The 15,986-nt window shown below is 68.9% G+C and carries 21 protein-coding genes; 9 read left to right on the forward strand and 12 right to left on the reverse strand.

The genetic code is table 11. The features are described 5' to 3' along the window. Window positions 1-307: 307 nt before the first annotated feature. Window positions 308-2,623 carry a hypothetical protein gene (locus tag OG329_RS19595; protein WP_405796795.1) on the forward strand — a complete coding sequence of 772 codons (2,316 nt, stop codon included), beginning with the start codon at window positions 308-310 and terminating at the stop codon, window positions 2,621-2,623. 89 nt (window positions 2,624-2,712) lie between these two features. On the opposite strand, the gene OG329_RS19600 is transcribed toward OG329_RS19595, so the two are convergent. After that, the gene (locus OG329_RS19600; protein WP_405796796.1) at window positions 2,713-3,105 is read right to left on the reverse strand and encodes a MerR family transcriptional regulator; all 393 of its coding nucleotides are present in this window, start codon (window positions 3,103-3,105) and stop codon (window positions 2,713-2,715) included. A gap of 82 nt (window positions 3,106-3,187) precedes the next feature. Between OG329_RS19600 and OG329_RS19605 the strand changes: the two genes are divergently transcribed. From OG329_RS19605 to OG329_RS19615, 3 genes are read left to right on the forward strand one after another with little or no spacing between them, the layout of a single operon-like run. Continuing rightward, window positions 3,188-4,081, forward strand: a complete 894-nt coding sequence (locus OG329_RS19605; protein ID WP_405796798.1) for an NAD(P)-dependent oxidoreductase — start codon at window positions 3,188-3,190, stop codon at window positions 4,079-4,081. A 30-nt stretch (window positions 4,082-4,111) separates the two neighbouring features. After that, the gene (locus OG329_RS19610) at window positions 4,112-4,549 is read left to right on the forward strand and encodes a PPOX class F420-dependent oxidoreductase (protein WP_405796800.1); all 438 of its coding nucleotides are present in this window, start codon (window positions 4,112-4,114) and stop codon (window positions 4,547-4,549) included. 50 nt (window positions 4,550-4,599) lie between these two features. After that, window positions 4,600-5,157: a DUF998 domain-containing protein gene (locus OG329_RS19615; protein WP_405796801.1), complete on the forward strand. Its 558-nt coding sequence runs from the start codon at window positions 4,600-4,602 to the stop codon at window positions 5,155-5,157. An 11-nt stretch (window positions 5,158-5,168) separates the two neighbouring features. On the opposite strand, the gene OG329_RS19620 is transcribed toward OG329_RS19615, so the two are convergent. The 5 genes from OG329_RS19620 to OG329_RS19640 form a co-directional block, all read right to left on the reverse strand. After that, window positions 5,169-5,606, reverse strand: a complete 438-nt coding sequence (locus OG329_RS19620) for a hypothetical protein (protein ID WP_405796803.1) — start codon at window positions 5,604-5,606, stop codon at window positions 5,169-5,171. 76 nt (window positions 5,607-5,682) lie between these two features. After that, window positions 5,683-5,814, reverse strand: coding sequence for a hypothetical protein (locus OG329_RS19625; protein ID WP_405796804.1), 132 nt, complete (start codon window positions 5,812-5,814; stop codon window positions 5,683-5,685). A gap of 563 nt (window positions 5,815-6,377) precedes the next feature. Beyond that, the gene (locus OG329_RS19630; RefSeq protein ID WP_405796805.1) at window positions 6,378-7,220 is read right to left on the reverse strand and encodes a helix-turn-helix domain-containing protein; all 843 of its coding nucleotides are present in this window, start codon (window positions 7,218-7,220) and stop codon (window positions 6,378-6,380) included. Further along, window positions 7,217-7,747 (reverse strand): DUF6879 family protein, encoded by a 531-nt coding sequence (locus OG329_RS19635; protein WP_405796807.1) that lies wholly within the window; start codon window positions 7,745-7,747, stop codon window positions 7,217-7,219. The genes OG329_RS19630 and OG329_RS19635 overlap by 4 nt, the downstream gene beginning before the upstream one ends. A gap of 56 nt (window positions 7,748-7,803) precedes the next feature. Beyond that, window positions 7,804-7,959 carry a hypothetical protein gene (locus tag OG329_RS19640; RefSeq protein ID WP_405796808.1) on the reverse strand — a complete coding sequence of 52 codons (156 nt, stop codon included), beginning with the start codon at window positions 7,957-7,959 and terminating at the stop codon, window positions 7,804-7,806. Between the two features lie 429 nt (window positions 7,960-8,388). Between OG329_RS19640 and OG329_RS19645 the strand changes: the two genes are divergently transcribed. Beyond that, complete coding sequence (locus OG329_RS19645) at window positions 8,389-8,670, forward strand: hypothetical protein (protein WP_405796809.1); 282 nt, start codon at window positions 8,389-8,391, stop codon at window positions 8,668-8,670. 44 nt (window positions 8,671-8,714) lie between these two features. Here the strand turns inward: OG329_RS19645 and OG329_RS19650 are convergent, their stop codons facing one another. After that, window positions 8,715-8,921, reverse strand: a complete 207-nt coding sequence (locus tag OG329_RS19650) for a hypothetical protein (RefSeq protein WP_405796810.1) — start codon at window positions 8,919-8,921, stop codon at window positions 8,715-8,717. A gap of 299 nt (window positions 8,922-9,220) precedes the next feature. On the opposite strand from OG329_RS19650, the gene OG329_RS19655 reads away from it, so the two are divergent. Together OG329_RS19655 and OG329_RS19660 are read left to right on the forward strand one after the other, a co-directional pair. Next, window positions 9,221-10,051, forward strand: coding sequence for a helix-turn-helix domain-containing protein (locus OG329_RS19655; protein ID WP_405796812.1), 831 nt, complete (start codon window positions 9,221-9,223; stop codon window positions 10,049-10,051). Then, window positions 10,048-10,266: a DUF397 domain-containing protein gene (locus OG329_RS19660; protein WP_405796814.1), complete on the forward strand. Its 219-nt coding sequence runs from the start codon at window positions 10,048-10,050 to the stop codon at window positions 10,264-10,266. Before OG329_RS19655 ends, OG329_RS19660 begins: the two co-directional genes overlap by 4 nt. A 5-nt stretch (window positions 10,267-10,271) precedes the next feature. Here the strand turns inward: OG329_RS19660 and OG329_RS19665 are convergent, their stop codons facing one another. Further along, window positions 10,272-11,240, reverse strand: a complete 969-nt coding sequence (locus OG329_RS19665; RefSeq protein ID WP_405796815.1) for a helix-turn-helix domain-containing protein — start codon at window positions 11,238-11,240, stop codon at window positions 10,272-10,274. Between the two features lie 419 nt (window positions 11,241-11,659). Between OG329_RS19665 and OG329_RS19670 the strand changes: the two genes are divergently transcribed. Next, complete coding sequence (locus OG329_RS19670; protein ID WP_405796817.1) at window positions 11,660-12,175, forward strand: hypothetical protein; 516 nt, start codon at window positions 11,660-11,662, stop codon at window positions 12,173-12,175. A gap of 17 nt (window positions 12,176-12,192) precedes the next feature. On the opposite strand, the gene OG329_RS19675 is transcribed toward OG329_RS19670, so the two are convergent. The 3 genes from OG329_RS19675 to OG329_RS19685 all read right to left on the reverse strand — a co-directional run bounded on the left by OG329_RS19675 (window position 12,193) and on the right by OG329_RS19685 (window position 13,845). Beyond that, window positions 12,193-12,954, reverse strand: a complete 762-nt coding sequence (locus tag OG329_RS19675) for a calcium-binding protein (protein ID WP_405796818.1) — start codon at window positions 12,952-12,954, stop codon at window positions 12,193-12,195. Between the two features lie 175 nt (window positions 12,955-13,129). Further along, window positions 13,130-13,498: a tail fiber domain-containing protein gene (locus OG329_RS19680; RefSeq protein WP_405796820.1), complete on the reverse strand. Its 369-nt coding sequence runs from the start codon at window positions 13,496-13,498 to the stop codon at window positions 13,130-13,132. A 32-nt stretch (window positions 13,499-13,530) separates the two neighbouring features. Next, window positions 13,531-13,845 (reverse strand): hypothetical protein, encoded by a 315-nt coding sequence (locus tag OG329_RS19685; RefSeq protein ID WP_405796822.1) that lies wholly within the window; start codon window positions 13,843-13,845, stop codon window positions 13,531-13,533. A 172-nt stretch (window positions 13,846-14,017) separates the two neighbouring features. Between OG329_RS19685 and OG329_RS19690 the strand changes: the two genes are divergently transcribed. Then, complete coding sequence (locus OG329_RS19690) at window positions 14,018-15,175, forward strand: ABC transporter substrate-binding protein (protein ID WP_405796823.1); 1,158 nt, start codon at window positions 14,018-14,020, stop codon at window positions 15,173-15,175. A 70-nt stretch (window positions 15,176-15,245) separates the two neighbouring features. Here the strand turns inward: OG329_RS19690 and OG329_RS19695 are convergent, their stop codons facing one another. Continuing rightward, complete coding sequence (locus OG329_RS19695; RefSeq protein WP_405796825.1) at window positions 15,246-15,917, reverse strand: SDR family NAD(P)-dependent oxidoreductase; 672 nt, start codon at window positions 15,915-15,917, stop codon at window positions 15,246-15,248. Between the last annotated feature and the right edge of the window lie 69 nt (window positions 15,918-15,986).

Below are 15,986 nucleotides of genomic sequence, written 5' to 3' on the forward strand. Positions count from 1 at the left end.
TGGGGTCGGCCAATTATTAGGCGAGCCTAACCTAACGCCTTGTCGGGGAACGCCAAAGTAATCCATACGTGGGAGAGAGTTCCGGACACAGAGTTATCGGCCATCACTTCTCGGCCGATGCCACTCGGCGCCACTCCGCGAGGAGAAGGCCAGGTGAGCCGGGTCGGCGGCGGGCCCGACTTGGGCCCTGGGGTGGGTCCGTGGGCCCTTCGGATTGGGCCTTGTCCGTACGTAGCGTGGCGGCGTTCGCGTTACAGCCGGATCGGGGGAGCCGGGCTTGCCGCAGTTTGGTGGAGGGGTTTTCCCGTTGTTGGACTCAAAGGACCTGGCGATCCAGGTCGGCGTACCTACGCACAGGTGGGAGTTGCCGAGGTCGCTCGCCGCGACACGGGTTCTGCTGTACCTGGTGTTCGGTCTGACGCTGCTGGGCGGCGTGGGGGTGCTGAACTCGCTGCTGGACCTGGGTACCCACATCACCCCGACGATCAGTCTGCTGGCGCTGTACGCGATGGCGCCGGGTGTCGCCGCCGTGATCCTGGCCCGGCGCCTGTGGACCGGCGGGAAGGTTGTCTGGTTCGCGCTGGTCGGGCTCCAGGCGTGGCTGTTGACCGGCAGCGTGGTCAATCTGTACGCCGGGTCCGAGCGCGGGTTCAGCCAACTGCTGCTCCCCGGTGTCCTGCTGGCGCTGGTGAGCGTGGGCGGAAGCCGGCAGTGGTTCGAACTCCCCGCGGAGCAGCGGGCCGTGAGGCCGCGCGTGACGCTGGGCAAGCTGCGCCGGGAGGGTATGCCGTCCGTTCCGCACCTGATCACGTGGCGGCGTAACCGGGGTCAGTCGACGGTCGAGTACGTCGGCCTGATCGGCCTGGTCGCCCTGATCATCGGCGCGCTGCTGTTCAGTGGTGTGGCGCCGCAGATCTCGACCGGCCTTCAGACGGCTGTGTGCAACATCCTGGGCGGGGACTGTGAGTCGACCACGGTCGGAGACGGTGGCAACGGTGGGGGTGGGGACAGCACAGGCGGCGGGGGCGGCACCGGCGGGGGAGGCGGCACCGGCGGAGGCGACTCGGGTGGTGAGGGCGACAACGGCGGAGGTGCCAACGGCGGGGGCGACAACGGCGGTTCGGACGGCGGCAGCGACGGCGGCGGTGACAACGGCGGCGGTTCGGACGGCGGCTCCGACTCCGGTGGCTCCGACTCCGGAGGCAGCTCAAGCAACGGCGGAAGCGACAACGGCGGAAGCGACTCCGGAGGCTCGGACGGCGGAAACGACAGCGGCGGGTCCGACAACGGCGGTAGCGACAGCGGCGGTAGCGACTCCGGCGGTTCCAACGGTGGATCAGGCTCCATCGGCGGAATGGCCAGTGGCGGACTCATCGGCAGCATCGGCGGACTCTCCAGCGGCGGGTTCATCGGCGGACTCATCGGTGGCAGTTCGAGCGGCGGCGGCTCAAGCAGCGGCGGTGCGAGCGGCGGCAGCAGCTCCGGCGGCAGCAGTTCCAGCGGCGGCGCAAGCGGCGGCAGCTCGAACAGCGGCGGGTCAACCGGCGGCACCAACTGCAATCCGGTCATGGGCCCGGCGGGCATCATCTGCCAGCCCATTGACGACCCGGACCCGGACCCGGAGCCGGAGGACAAGGACGACGACAAAGACGACGACAAGGACGACAAGAACGACGACACAGAAACCGTCTGCACGCCGGTCATGGGCCCGGCCGGCATCACCCAGCACTGCACCGAGCAGGACAAGCCGAATGACGACCCGGACGACGAGCCGGACGACGACTGCAAGAACAACAAGAACGTCGCCTTCTACGGCAGCCTGACCTCCGGCGCGTCCGGCAGCGGCCGCTACACACTGGCCTCATCCGGCGCCGGCAAGCAGGTCGTCTACAGCGGCGGCACCACACTCGCGATCGGCGGCGCCGTCCCGCTGGTCCTGATGGAGGGGCTGTCGGGCTCCACCATCCCCGGCGTCGACACGTTCGACGACGCGAAGGACAAGCTTCAGACCAACATCAGCCTCACCGGCGAGCCGGTCCACCCGCCGCCGGACAAGCCGCAGGACAAGCCCGACGACGAGCCGGAGGACAAGCCGGAGGACAAGCCCGACCCGGAGCCGGAGGGGGAGACGGACGGCTGCGACGTCCGGAAGCCCGACCCCAAGAAGAACCCGCACCCAGAGGTGGCGGTCGACGCCGACGTCGATCTGTCGAAGCTCCCTGACGAGACGGTGTGGCGCGACACGGACGAGCCTCTGTACCGCTTCGACAACCGTCCCCCCAACGAGGTCTTCGTGAACGACTTCGAGCCGAAGGACCCGGACTACACGAACCTGTACGACTACGTCACTCAGAACACCGAGTCCGCGTTCGTCTCGACAACGCGGAACGACGAGCCGGACCTGCAATACGAAGCCGATTACCGCTACGAAATCGATGCGCCGGGTGGCATCGACATCAACAAGACCTTCGGGGACAACAGTCGCTGGTCCAGCGAGAACGAGATCTCCTTCCCCGGCGGCATCGATTCGAGCTACATCAAGGGCGCCTGGAAGCTCCAGCCGGACGGCAGTTGGGGCGAATGGGTGGACAACCCGTACTACGTGCCGCCGAACGAGCGGTAGCGGCACCCCCGCCCCTCCCCCCTCCCCCCACCCACCGGGTCGTGGAACTCCACGGCCCGGTGGGCCGTTTTCCGGCGCGGCTCAGAGGCTCAGGCGTTGTCGCACGCCCCGGACAGGACGTACGGCGATGCCTGCCGCTCGGTCGCGTCGATGAAGTCGAGCAGCGTCCGGCGCGAGCGCTCAAGGATGTCGATGTGATCGTCCAGCCCGCGCAGCCGTGACCGCAGCATCTCCAGGACGTCGTCGCACGGCATGAGTTCGGGCGCCGCGCCGGTCGCGCAGGGCAGCAGGAACTCGATCTCCTCGGTCGAGAGCCCCGCTTCGAGCAGCCTTCTGATCTGCCCCACGGTCACGACCGCGTCGTTGCCGTACTCGCGGTAGCCGTTGGCGCCCCGCTCCGGTTCGAGCAGGCCCTGGGCCTCGTAGTACCGCAACTGATGAGCGTTGACGCTCGTCCGCCGGCTCAGCTCCCCGATCAGCATGTGAGCAGCCCCCTTGACCTTCATATCGGTATGAACGTTGAGGATTCTGCCACGCGCACCAATTCACACCGAGGAGCGAAGAATGAGTACTGCCGCACCCGTGACTGTCATCGGCCTGGGCCTGATGGGGCACGCGCTGGCCGAGACGTTCCTGCGCGAGGGGCACCCGACGACCGTGTGGAACCGTACGGCGGCCAAGGCCGAACCCCTCGTCGCCAAGGGTGCCGCGCTCGCCGGCTCGGTCGCCGACGCCGTAACGGCGAGCCCGCTCGTGGTCGTCTGCGTCCTGGATTACGACGCCGTGCACGCGCTGCTTGATCCGGTGGGCGACGGCGACGCGCTCGACGGCCGGGTCCTGGTCAACCTGACGTCGGGCACGTCCGAGGGAGCCCGCGAGATGGCCGAGTGGGCGGCGCGGCACGGAGCCACGTATCTCGACGGCGCGATCCTGACCGACCCCGGCGGCATCGGCACGGCGGACGCCGTCGTCCTCCACAGCGGCCCGCGCGCGGTCTTCGAGGCGCACGAGTCGACGCTCAGGCTTCTCGGCGGGGCCACGACGCACCTCGGCGAGGACCACGGTCTGGCGTCGCTGTACGACGTGTCCGTGCTGGGCCTGATGTGGGGCATCCTGAACGGCTTCCTCCAGGGCGCCGCCGTGCTCGGCGCGGCGGGGGTGGACGCCTCGGCGTTCGCGCCGCTCGCGAGTACGAGCATCAGGACCGTGGCGGACTGGGTCGGCGGCTACGCGGAGCAGATCGACAAGGGCGAGTTCCCGGCCCCCGATGCCACCCTGGACACCCATCTGGCCTCGATGGACCACCTGGTCCACGCGAGTGAATCCGCCGGTGTCAGCACCGAGTTCCCCAAGTTCGTCAAGGCTCTGGCGGCCCGGTCCGTGGCGGACGGTCACGGCGCGGAAGGCTATGCGGCGATGATCGAACTCTTCCGCAAGCCTTCGGGCGACCGGGAATAGCCGACATCCCGTCACGACTTGGAGCCGTACATGACCACCACATCACCCCCCTTCAACCCGCGCGCACTGCTCAGGGAGAGCCGTCTCGGCGTCCTGGCCACCATCAAGTCGGACGGCAGCCCCCAGCTCTCCCCCGTCATGCCCTTCTACGACGAGGAGGCCGGCGTCCTCTACGTATCGATGACCGAGGGCCGGGCGAAAACGGTGAACCTGCGCCGGGATCCCCGCGCCGCCCTGGAGGTCACCAGCCCCGACGGCTGGTCCTGGGCGACGGCCGAGGGCCCGGTCACCCTCACCGGCCCGAGCACCGACCCCGAGGGCCCGGAGGTCGAGGCCCTGGTGGAGTACTACCGCCGTGCCTCGGGTGAGCACCCGAACTGGGCGGAGTACCGCTCGGTGATGGTGTCGGACCGCCGGGTGCTGATGACGATGACGGTGAACCACGTGTACGGCGCGAAGATCGCCTGACGGCGTCAACGGGGGTTGACGGACCCATGGTGTCAACCTATGTTGACACCATGGGCAATCAACCGCTGCTCACCTGCGGGGTGGCCGCCGGCCCCCTCTTCACCGCCGCGTACGCATTACTCGGCGCCGTACGCCCCGGCTACAACTCCCGTCGCTACCCGGTGAGTTCACTGACCCTCGGCCCCGGTGGACGGACACAGACGGCCGCCTTCCTCGCCTCGGGCCTGCTGTCGCTGGCCTTCGCCGTGGGCCTGTGGCGTACGGGCTCCGCCCCCTGGGGTGCACTGCTGGTCGGCGCGTGGGGCGCCGGGCTGCTGGGCGCGGGCGCCTTCCGAACGGACCCGGTACGCGGCTACCCTCCCGGCACCCCCGACCAGCCCCGGCGCCCCACCCCCGCGGGAACACTGCACGACCTGCTGTCGCTCGCCGGATTCCTCGCACTCACCGCAGCCTGCTTCACCCTCGCCCCCTCCGGCCCACCGGCCTGGACCGTCTACTCCATCGCCAGCGGCGTACTGTTCGCGACGACCACGGCCCTGTCCGAGCACCTGCCCCACCTCGGCGGCTGCTCCAGCGAATCTCCCTCACCATCGGCTGGACCTGGCTGACACTCCTGGCCCTACGCACCACCTGAACGCAGCAGGTCGTGTGCCTGGGTCATGAGTTCGGGGTTGGTGAGGGTGAGGCGTCCGGTGTGGAGGCGGTCGTGTCCGTAGGTGGTCTTGTAGAGGTGGGTGGTGCTGTCGGGCTCAAGTGCCCAGTGCGCGTGGTGGAGTTCAAGGCTGCCGGGTTTGCGGATGACGCGTCCGCTCCAGCCGGTGCACAGCAGCCAGCAGGCTTCGGCGTAGCCGGGGCCGCCGGCGGAGCCGTAGACCTTCCTGGGGTGGTGTCGTGCGGCGATGTCCATGAGGGGCAGGTCCGCGATGGCGGGGAGGGGGACGTACCCGATGACGGCGGTGTCTCCGAAGGCCCCGAGGGTGGTGTAGGCGAGGATGCCGTACTGGTCGGGCCAGGTGTGGAGGAGTGGGAGGACGGTGACTCTTCCGGTGCCTGTCATGGGGTGTGCCATGGGTTTTCCCTTCTCGACGGACGGGCCCGCCCCGGTGGTGCGGGGCGGGCCGTCCTGGTGCGGGTCAGCGGTGGGTGAGGCTGTCGTTGTCGCCGCAGCCGGCGGCGGGGTTGGAGCCGCCGCCGTCACTGTCTTCGATGTCGGTGTTGTCCTCGTCGCCCCAGGCGATCGCCCGGCGCTGTACGGTCGTGGACATGTGCCGTTCCCTTCTTCAGGAGGGGTGGTGCGTGGACCCGTCCCTGGCCGGGGTTTCTTGGTCGGAGTCACGGCCAGGACGGGGATCAACGGGGTCGGGCAGCACACCCGGCGCACGAGCGGGGGAACCACGCGGTGACCGTGCCGTGCGCGTGAACGGTGCGCGTCCCCAGGTCGACGGCGGTGGCGTTGTTGAGGCGCGCCTCACAGAACACACAGTCCGCACCACGCAACTGCCGCTCCGCCAGCCCCTCAACAGGCGGCAGCACGGCACGGGTCGCCCCCTCGCCACGCGCGATCACCGCCCGGCCCGCCGCCCTGCCCGCACCACCGCCGCCAGACCGGCGACCACCAACGCCTCCTCGGAGGGCGTGAGAACCAAGGGCCGCAACAGGGACGGAGGCCAGCCCTCACCCCGGTGATACACCTCGCAGGCAGGCTCAGCAGCGGGGGCGGGAGCGCGGGAAGCGGTAGCCATACGGGCACCGTAGGGCTGACTGTTTCTCAGAATCCGGCGTGTTTCTCAACGTTTCTCACACGGCCGAAGAGGTTTCCGGGTGTTGCTCAGGTGGGAGTCAGAGCTGCCCTGGCGCGGGCGATTATGCGATGCGCATCCCGCCCGCTGACCGCGCTGGAGGCGAGCGCGTCCCAGACCTTCCGGTACAGGGCGACGTCCTCCGAAGAGTCGAGCCACATCTCAGCGTGCCACGACTCTGCAATGACCAGGCGGTCGTCGTGGATCCAGAAGTCATCACCAGCCGCAATGCGCACGTTCGCCCCCAGCGGGACGATTCCAAGCTCCACCGTCGAAAGGCCGTTGACCGACATCAGCCGGTCCATCTGGTCGGCGAGGACCATGGGCGAGCAGATGCGCACATGGAGCGCCGACTCCCACAGCAGCACCTTGTACTGTCTGCCGCGCGCGTACAGGCCCTCTTGTCGGCGCATCCGAGAGGCCACCCCGCCCTCCACGTCGTGTACGGCGCCGTGCAGCTCGGCATAGCTTGACAGCACGGCACGCGCGTACTCCGGGGTCTGGAAGATCCCCGGGACGACGGATGCGGAGATGCCTCGGAGCACCGTAGTCCTCTCGTGCTGAGCTCCGAGCGCGTCCTGGACCGCGCGGTGGCCGCCGGCGAGCTGCCGACGCCAAGAACGGTACGTGGACTCCAGCCCGGCGAGGCGACCCTTCAGCTCGGCCGCAGCCTCGGGCCGGCCCACACCGGTCGCCCACGTTTCGAGATCGGCGGGCGACGCTGTCTGCTTGCCGTTCTCCAGCTTGCTGACCTTTGAGGGAACCCAGCCGCACACTGCGGCGAGCCCGCGCAGAGTAAGCCCTGCCTCGGTGCGCAGCTCGCGCAGCCGCGCACCGAGGGCGACCCTGGCCTGTTGGTAGTCGGTGCTCACATACGGAAACGTACCCGCCGTGTGAACTCCTCGTACCTGCTGGCGTGGTGCCATGCGGCATCGCGGGCCTGGCACGCCCGAACGACGTCGGTGGGATCGGTGTTCAACTCCATGCGCCTCGCGGCGTCTTCCCAGTTGAAGCGGGCCAGGACCCGAGAGTCGAACAGCCAGAAGTCGAAGTCCGGCAGCCCGAGCCGTACGGCGTCCTGCCGCATCATGAACCGGATGTCCTCACCGGCGCCGAGGTTGTCCGGCGTCGTGGCCAGGAGATACCGCTGCCCGTCCGACGGCGGCTCATCGATCAGGCGCACGCGCTCGATCCGCTTCCCGGCCGCCACTTGTTCCCGGGCGTTGACGAACCAGGGCCCCTCCTCATCGGGCGGCGGGGTGACCCCGGCGAGGAACTGGCGGTATTCCTCAGTGCCTTCGTCGGCCGCGTACGCCAGGCGGGTCTCCAGCCTCCAGGCGGTGTGCTCGAAGCCGTCGCGGAAGAAGTCGAGGATGTGGTGTGCGGGGACGACGTCCAAGGTCATTCCTTCGGCGCGAAGTTCATGAGCAGAGCACGGTCGACGACTACGAGGGATTACCCCTTCAAGGGGTTCGCCATCTGAGCCAGGACGTCGGGATCCGTGACGGTGTATCCCTGAACCAGGATCTCGCCCGTCTCCTCGTCCTCGTACAGCGTCGGGCACTCACCCGTCTTTGAGTTGGTGCCGAGCATCCGCAGCCTGCGGGCCATGGGGTTCCCCTCTCGGTCATGAGGCCGGTCTGGCGACCGGCGTGGTGTGACGGTAGCTGGGCGATCGAGAAACACGCAGGGATTCCGGACCCACGAAACGCGCCCTGCCTCTCCGAGGTGAAGCGGGGCGGGCGACTGGGGTTGGGCCACATGGATCGGTTCTTCGGCAGCGCGTGCGGTGTGGCCACGCGTCACGCGTGTAGCAGTCGAAACACTGACCGTCGTGGACGGCGCGCCCGACCGGTTCCGGTGCCCCACCGTCGCGGGGACACGCACGATCTGCTGTCACTCGGCGGATTCCTCGCACTCACGGCGGCCTTAAAGCTCACCTGTGGCGCCCGTGCCCTATTGCCCTGCCACACGTTACGGATGCCTGGAGGTGGTTATCTTATGAAGGGTGATCGGCACCCTAAGTCGGGAGAAAGCCCGATGAGTTCGCCCGGCGGTACGGCGACCGTGCGTGAGTGGTCGTTCGTCATGTACCCCGAGTATGAGCCGACGCAGGAGCAGTCCGACCGTTTCGACCACGCGGACGCCCTCGCCGGCGGTCAGATCGGCTGGGAGCGGGATGAGCAGGGCACGCGTTTCCCCTGCGTAGTGCGGGCTCCGCGGTTGGAAGAGGCCGTGGCTTGGGCCGTTGAACGGCTGGGCGAAGTGGGGGTGCCGATCGCGCGGGTCGAGACAACCGAAGGCGAGGACACCCCTCTTTAGTAGCGGTGGGTGCGATCAGCGGGACCTGGCTGACGTGCCTGACACTACGCACGGCCTGAACGCTCCCCCGGCGGCTGGTAGTCCGGGCACAACGAGTGCCCGCACCGGCACGGCGGCCAGCGGTGTACGGCGTCCCCGGCGATCAGCGGCTCCTCGGAACGGCGGCCGTCCGTACGGACCACCAGGACGCCGTCCGTGCCGAACTCCTCGGTCAGCCGTGACAGGAATCTGCGGGCGTTGCTCTGCGTCATTCCACACCTCGCCTCAGTCGCCGGAGCACGCGCTCCAACAGCTCTCGGGTGACGGGGTCATAGACGCGCGACACACACTCGGGCACGAGCCGCCAGAAGCCTCCGGCATGGATGACAGCGTCAAGTTCCGCCGTGCCGGGGTCTGTTGGGCCGGACTCTTCGAGTCCCTGTTCGCACATGTGGGGGATGCGCCTTCCGTCATCGCGTCATTACCGTCTGTGCATCAAGAATCGGTCTTCACGCGTACGATCAGAAGTCGTTTGTCTCCCAACACCACTACGGGGATAAGGGGTTCGCCGATGGCACCACGACCGCGCGAGCTTTCACCGGAACGCTCGGCCCGCGATTTGTTCGGCTCCGAAATGCGGCGCTACCGCGAGGCGGCGGGCATGAGCCTGGAAAGCCTCGCCACGGTGGTCAGATACGCGAAAAGCTCACTGGCCCGCTTCGAAACCGCCGAAACAATGATCCCGGAGGACCTGCCGGAACGCCTGGACGAGGTGTTCGGCACGGGCGGGATCTTCATGAAGCTGTACGCGCTGGCGCGGAAGGAGATCCATCCGGATCAGTACCAGCGACGGATGGACCTGGAGGCGCGGGCGCATGTCATCCAGGAGTACGCCGGTCAGCTCGTACCGGGCATCGTCCAGACGGAGCCGTACGCCCGCGCGCTGTTCGAGATCCACAACCCGAAGGCCACGCGGGAAGAGATCGATGAACTGGTCACAGCCCGAACCGGCAGGCAGCGGTTGCTCATCGCCGACCCGGCACCCGACTTCTCCGCCATTCTGGACGAGGCGGTGTTGCTGCGTTCGTACGGCGGCCCTACCGTCATGCGGGCTCAACTGGCCCGACTGCTCGATCTGACGCTCACGCCGACCAGCATGATCCAGGTTCTCCCATTCGCGCACGGGGGACATGCCCTGGCCAACGGATCACTGACGTTGCTGACGCTCGAAAAAGGCACTCAAGTCGCCTATGAGGAAAGCATTTCCACGGGCACGCTACTGGAGGAAAAGACACTCGTCAGGGCCAAGCAGCGCGCCTACGATCTGCTCAGGGCCAGTGCCCTGTCGCCGAAGGACTCAGCGGCGTTCATCCGAGCAGTCATGGAGGCACTTCCGTCATGAGCAGCAGCCTGGCCCACGCTCAATGGGTCAAGTCCACCTACAGCAACGGCAACGGCGGCGGCTGCGTCGAATGGGCTCCCGCCCACACCCCCACCACCAACACCGTCCCCGTCCGCGACTCCAAGGACCCCGCCGGCCCCGTCCTCACCCTCACCCCCACCGCCTGGGCCGCCTTCGTGGCGTACGCCGCCTCGGGGGCCACTGCCACCCCGTAACGCGGTTACCGGGCCGCGCGCGGGTGGTTCTGGTCGCGCCAGTCGCGGGGCGAGATGCCGTATGTCCGTTTGAACACCTTGCTGAAATGCGTCGCGTCCACGAAGCCCCATCTGCGTCCCGTCGCCGCGATGGTCCGCAGCCTCCCGTTCGGGCCCGCCAGCTCCTGCCGGCATTCGGCGAGCCTGCGGGTACGGATCCACTCGCCGAGGCTGATTCCGGAGCTGGACAGCACCGCGTAGAGATGCCGTACGGAGATGTCGTGCGCGGCGGCTATCCGGGCCGCCGACAGGTCCGGATCGGCCAGATGCTCCCGGATGTAGTGAGTGATCCGCAGGCTGAGCGTCGTCTCCAACGGCCCCTTACCCAAGCTGGAGTTGCCGTGCTGGGATGTCAGGACGGCACGCAGGAGTTCGACGCTGGGCTGCACGGCGGCATCGGCGTGCGCGCCCTCGTGCAGTTCGTCGGTGACGGCCAGTTGGGAGAAGTAGTTGAAGGCGAGGCGCGCGATGGGGTTGTCGGGTCCCAGGGGGACCGCGCTGATCTCTCGTAGCAACCGGTCGGGGAGCGCGAGTGCCGCGCGAGGGAAGCGCAGAAAGCGGTGGTCGAGTCCCTGGTCGAAGAGAAGCGAGTAGGGCGCGATCGATTCGTAGACGGCGAGTTCTCCCGGCCGCACCACGCACTCGCGGCCGTTCTGCACCACCATGCTGCTGCCCGCCATCTGGATACCCAGGAAGACGTGCGGCTCCTCGTCCTCCCGGGCGAGGCGCTGCGTGCGACGGATCGTGACGGCGGTCGCCCGCGCCGAGCAGATCATGATGGGCCCCACGCTGCCGAGCCCCATGCGAACGGCGATGTCCTCAGCCGCGGGCCGGTGGTCGATGTCGACCGCCACCAGGGATTCCCACACCGCGAGCCGGAGCACTTCCTCCCGGTCCCTCGGCGGTATGAACGAGGTGTCCAGGACCGAGCTCATGCGCCGGACCTTCGTCCGCCCCGGCCCGGCCCACGCCCCGTCGGCGCCTCGGTACGTATCCCCACAAAACCCCCTCAAGACAGCCGGTTCGACCGGTTCCCGACATCGGTTGTCGGGATTCCCCCTCGCTGTGCGACGGCTCCGGCGCGTGCCCGTGGCCGTAACCGTGCCCGTGCCCGTGGCCGTGCCCGTACAGGCTCGTCACCGTGCACGACTGACAAACTTACCTGCACGAACGACACAGTCCGAAGCCCACAACGGCCCTAGTGTCCATGGACGAGGGCCAGCGAATACGTGGCATATGCCGACTGCGCGGCCCCGCCGGATCGCGGGGGTGTTCGGCGTGGCTTCGCAGTCGTCGCATCGTCGGCGACCCGCTCCCGCGAACCCGGGTCGAGCGGCGCGGTTACGGTTCGCGGATGACGTACCAACTCAACGCCGTCATCGGCGATTTCGACCGCTTGCGCGGCTACGCCGCAGGAGTGCCGTGGGCCGTGGTCGCCCCGCTCGCGCAACGCATGGGGCTGCTGCCGGTGCCCACCGCGATCCGGGATGATCTGACCCGCACGCTGTGCGAGTTGTCACAGGGCGGACCGGTGGCCCATGTCCAGGCGGACTTCTGGGGCGGCGACGGGGAGCAGACCGCCGCCGTGTGGCGGGCCGGTGTACGGGAGTGGGGTCCGGCGCACACCTCGGAACTCGGCGGCCCCCGGGAGAACTGGCCGATCAACGCGGCGCTCGCCCGCCTCGGCGTGGCCCCGGCCGGCCCCGGCGCACCGGACTACCACGATCTGTTCCTGGAAGTGGGCCTCGGCCGAGGGCGGAACGAGAACGACTGGCGCCGGGCCGCCCAGCAGGCGCACGACGCGGCCGACTACGACGCATGGTCAGGCGGCGAGCCGTACCCCCGCTCCCCGCACCCCACTACTGGGTGACGGGGAGCGGGCAGCCGTTATGACTGGACGTCGACGTAGTCACCCGCGGCGTTGACCGCCGGGGTGGTCGAGGTGCCCGCGAACGAGAAGCGGTAGTAACCGTCGGCCGTGGCCTTGGTCGTGGTCTTGATGTTGCCCTTCGAGTCGGCCTTGACCGTCTTCAGCGTGGTGTACGTGTCGGAGTTCTTCTTGCGGAACTGGAGCTTCACCGACTGGGAGGCGTAGCCGCCGAACTTCAGCGTCTCCCAGTTGGCGCGGGTGAGCGCGCCCGTGGCGGTGATGGTCTTGCCCTTCTTCACCGGCTCCGGTGAGGCGTTGGCGGTGAGCTTGGAGGCCCGCTGGAACGAGAAGGAGCCTGCCTTCTCCTTCCACACGAAGTCGCCGTCGTTGGCGTCGATCCACGCGTCGACGTACCAGGTTCCGGCGTTGGTGTTGCTGAGGTAGTCGGTCTTCGGGGCGATCTTGACCGAGGCGGTGCAGGTGGAGGTGGTGGCGCTCGCGGCGGTGCACGTGGGCGTGCCGGTCACCTCGAAGCCGTAGCCCGGCCCGACGAGCGAGAACGCGTCGGCGCCCTGGATGCCCGAGTCGTCGCTCGCGGTCACGCTGACCTTGATGGTGTTCGTGCCGGATGTGCTGATCGACACCTTGTTGTCACCGTCGACAACAACCTTGGTGATCTTGGTGTCCCCCAACCCGCCGTCAGCTTGCGCGGCCGGGACCGCGACGGTGGACAGGGCCAGCGCGCCGGTTATGACAGCGACAGAGGCGCGGATGCGCATGAGTTTTCCCCTCGTCGGGAGGGCGCGGCCCACTGCTCGGCAGCGGGCCGCGCCCTCCCCTCTCGTTCAGTCTGTGGGACCTGGTGGTCCTGTTGAGATGGGACACGAGAAGAGAGCAGAAGGTTGCAGAAGATGTGAAAAATTAACGCATGGGTCGCGAAGACATACGCATACGTCACCGGGCTTCGGGACCGTCAGGGTGGTGTGCCGGTGCGCTCCGGGCCCGTAGGGCGGCGACTTCGGCTCGTAGCTCGGTCAGTTCCCGGTGCAGTGCCTGGATGGCGACGATGGCCACCCCGTTGGCATCGGTGCAGCAGATCGTCCGGTCGTTCTCACCGACCCCGAACGCTTTCCACCAGTCCTGTGCCATCGGGCCCAGGTGGCGTACGTGTGGCGGGTCCCAGTGGTACCGCCAGGTGCTGACCGGCAGTCGCGTCACCTGCTCCAGCACCTGGTAGCCGTTGACCGGATCGCTGCCGCGCACCGCACCCGACACGGCATCGGACGCCAGACCGGCCGCCGAAGCCCTCGGTCGGGGGCGCATCCGGGCCAAGGCCCCTTTCAGCCGCCGGTAGTTCATCGCTCCCAGACCACCGCGGAGACGTCGGTCTTCAGGCCGCGGTCCGAGAAGAGCAGGCTGCCCCCACCACCACGGTTCTCGGGGCTGTTCACCGGCAGTTGGACCAGACCGCCGCTCACCCCGCTGCTGTGGGCCGTCGCGCCGACCGCCGTGACCGCACGGTCCTTGTTGATCATCGTGGTGTCGTACGCGGCGTTCCCGGCAGCCAGGATGTTCGTGCTCGCGACGGCCGGCACGCTCAACGCACCTGTGCCGGCGGCGGCCGTGGCTGTCAGCACCAGCAGACGGCGGGCAACGCGCTTCGTAGACATCGGGCATCCTTCCGGCCGGGACGCCGAGTGCGTCCGCGACACCCCTAACGGCCTAATGCCCCAAAAGGCACGTAGGTCTCCGGGCCTCTCGCGGTTCCGACCGGGCCCGACGGGGCCGGGCAGCCCGGCGAGCACATAATCGATTTGCCTGTGGGCGACAGTGCCGGATGGAATGCCCGGCATGGTCACCCAAGTACGCTCGCCGCGGCGAGATGAACCCGTTCAGATCGGCGCTCTCGTTCCACTGACCCGGCCCGGCTGGGTCGAGGCAGGCCAACACCTGCTCGCCGGGCTCGAGTTGGCCGTACGGGAGGTCAACGACGGCGGGGGCATCGGTGGCAGACCACTCGAACTCGTGGTCCGGGACACCGCCGCCGATCCGCAGAAGGCCACGGCGGCCGTTGACGAGTTGGCCCGCATGGGCGTGGCCGCGCTGGCGGGGGAGTATCACAGCGTCGTCGCCCGCGCCGCCGCCGCGAGGGCCGACGCGCTCGGCGTGCCGTTCCTCTGCTCGTCGGCGGTCCTCGACGCGCTCACCGAACAGCCGACACGGTGGGTCGCGCGCCTCCCCCCGCCGCAGTCGCGCGGCTGGCGGATCTACGCGGACTTTGTCCTCGGCGCGGGCCACAGCCACATCGCCGTCGCGGCCCAGCCGAGTGTCTACTGGGCGTCCGGGGCCCGCCTTCTGCGGGACCACGTCGCTTCACATGGCGGCACCGTCAGCGAACTCGACATGCGCTCGCTCGACCCCACGGCCGTGTGCGACCAGCTCGCCGACAGCGGCGCGACCGCGCTCCTGCTTCTGCTCGGCACCCCGGAACCGGCGGTGCCGATCGTCAAGTCGGTACGCCGCGATCCGCGCCTCGCCGAGATCCTGATCGGGGCTCCGGCCGGACAGCCGGAGTTCGCCGAATGGGCGGCGCTGCTGGGCGACGACGGCACGGCGATCCCGTTCCTGCGCTACCTGCCCGAGCACCTCACCCCACTCGGTGTACGAGTCGATACGGCGCTGCGCGAACAACTGGGCGGGGCGCCCTCGTTCGTCGCCTTCGAGGGGTACGACACGGTCACCGTCCTCGCCGATGTGCTGCGTTCTCAGGGCGCGGACGGCGGGGACGGGGCGGACGGCGGGGACGGGGCGGACGGGGCGTACGACTGGGCGCGCATCGCCGACTCCTGGCCGCACGTCAGGGTCGAAGGCACGCGCGGGCAGATCCAGTTCTCCCGTACGCCGGACATCAGCGTGTGGCAATGGACCTGGGGGCCGGTCCAGGTCGTCGACCGGGATCCGGCCGCGCCCGATCGCTTCCGCGTCCTTCACAGCGGCTGAGCGAGCACGCGCCGTACGCACGAGTGTGCCGCGTCTCCGGAGCCTGAGGGGTTCCCCGGAGACGCGGCGGTCAGCGGTCCTGGTACGACGGGCCCTGTGTGCGGGCCGGGTCGAATACCGGGATCGCGCCCAGGACCTCGATCGGGATCACCGCTCCCGTGTCGGTGGCCTCCGGGCGGGTCAGGTGGACCGCGAGGTCGGCGATCTGCTGGGCGCGGTGGGCGCGGCCCTCGTGGGTGGCCGAGTTGGCGCAGCCGTACGTGATGACGTTGACGGTGACGTCCGAGCCACGGCACTCGTGGACCAGGTGCCAGGCCAGGCTCATCAGGTCCGCGTGCGGGGCGCCGCCGGCCAGGGCCGAGCCACGCCCCAGACCCTTCGTGGAGGCGATCAGCACGATCCGGCCCTGGCCGGCCTCGCGCATGCCGGGCAGGGTCCGTCCGATGATCGCGTTCGCGCGGGCGCGGGTTTCGGCCGCCGCCGGGTCGCGGCGGTCGTGACGGCCCTGGCGGTCGGCGTCCACGACGAGCACGTCCACCGCCCCGTGCCCGGTCTCGAACTCCGATACGGCGGCATCCAGTTGGAATCCGTCGCTCACGTCGCACCGCACGTTGTACAACTCGTCGGGCGGGGTCCCGCGCTCGTACAGGAACCCGACCCAGTCGTCCTGGCGGGCATAGGCGGCGGCAACGCTCTCGGCGCTCCCGCTGGCCCCGCTGACGACCAGCACCGAACGGCTCACGTCGACCACTCCCCCACTGTGCGTGACTTCACTGTCGCGCACCGAGAACTGCGAATCCGCGCTCGTCGG

This window comes from Streptomyces sp. NBC_01506, assembly GCF_045040295.1.
In the GTDB taxonomy this organism is placed as follows: Bacteria; Actinomycetota; Actinomycetes; order Streptomycetales; family Streptomycetaceae; genus Streptomyces.

Excerpts from the sequence above, each read along its gene's own strand:
- OG329_RS19600 (WP_405796796.1), bottom strand. The coding sequence starts at position 3,105 with ATGCTGATCGGGGAGCTGAGCCGGCGGACGAGCGTCAACGCTCATCAG.
- OG329_RS19605 (WP_405796798.1), top strand. The coding sequence starts at position 3,188 with ATGAGTACTGCCGCACCCGTGACTGTCATCGGCCTGGGCCTGATGGGG.
- OG329_RS19610 (WP_405796800.1), top strand. The coding sequence starts at position 4,112 with ATGACCACCACATCACCCCCCTTCAACCCGCGCGCACTGCTCAGGGAG.
- OG329_RS19615 (WP_405796801.1), top strand. The coding sequence starts at position 4,600 with ATGGGCAATCAACCGCTGCTCACCTGCGGGGTGGCCGCCGGCCCCCTC.
- OG329_RS19620 (WP_405796803.1), bottom strand. The coding sequence starts at position 5,606 with ATGACAGGCACCGGAAGAGTCACCGTCCTCCCACTCCTCCACACCTGG.
- OG329_RS19625 (WP_405796804.1), bottom strand. The coding sequence starts at position 5,814 with ATGTCCACGACCGTACAGCGCCGGGCGATCGCCTGGGGCGACGAGGAC.
- OG329_RS19640 (WP_405796808.1), bottom strand. The coding sequence starts at position 7,959 with ATGGCCCGCAGGCTGCGGATGCTCGGCACCAACTCAAAGACGGGTGAG.
- OG329_RS19645 (WP_405796809.1), top strand. The coding sequence starts at position 8,389 with ATGAGTTCGCCCGGCGGTACGGCGACCGTGCGTGAGTGGTCGTTCGTC.
- OG329_RS19650 (WP_405796810.1), bottom strand. The coding sequence starts at position 8,921 with ATGACGCAGAGCAACGCCCGCAGATTCCTGTCACGGCTGACCGAGGAG.
- OG329_RS19655 (WP_405796812.1), top strand. The coding sequence starts at position 9,221 with ATGGCACCACGACCGCGCGAGCTTTCACCGGAACGCTCGGCCCGCGAT.
- OG329_RS19660 (WP_405796814.1), top strand. The coding sequence starts at position 10,048 with ATGAGCAGCAGCCTGGCCCACGCTCAATGGGTCAAGTCCACCTACAGC.
- OG329_RS19665 (WP_405796815.1), bottom strand. The coding sequence starts at position 11,240 with ATGAGCTCGGTCCTGGACACCTCGTTCATACCGCCGAGGGACCGGGAG.
- OG329_RS19670 (WP_405796817.1), top strand. The coding sequence starts at position 11,660 with ATGACGTACCAACTCAACGCCGTCATCGGCGATTTCGACCGCTTGCGC.
- OG329_RS19675 (WP_405796818.1), bottom strand. The coding sequence starts at position 12,954 with ATGCGCATCCGCGCCTCTGTCGCTGTCATAACCGGCGCGCTGGCCCTG.
- OG329_RS19680 (WP_405796820.1), bottom strand. The coding sequence starts at position 13,498 with ATGCGCCCCCGACCGAGGGCTTCGGCGGCCGGTCTGGCGTCCGATGCC.
- OG329_RS19685 (WP_405796822.1), bottom strand. The coding sequence starts at position 13,845 with ATGTCTACGAAGCGCGTTGCCCGCCGTCTGCTGGTGCTGACAGCCACG.
- OG329_RS19690 (WP_405796823.1), top strand. The coding sequence starts at position 14,018 with ATGCCCGGCATGGTCACCCAAGTACGCTCGCCGCGGCGAGATGAACCC.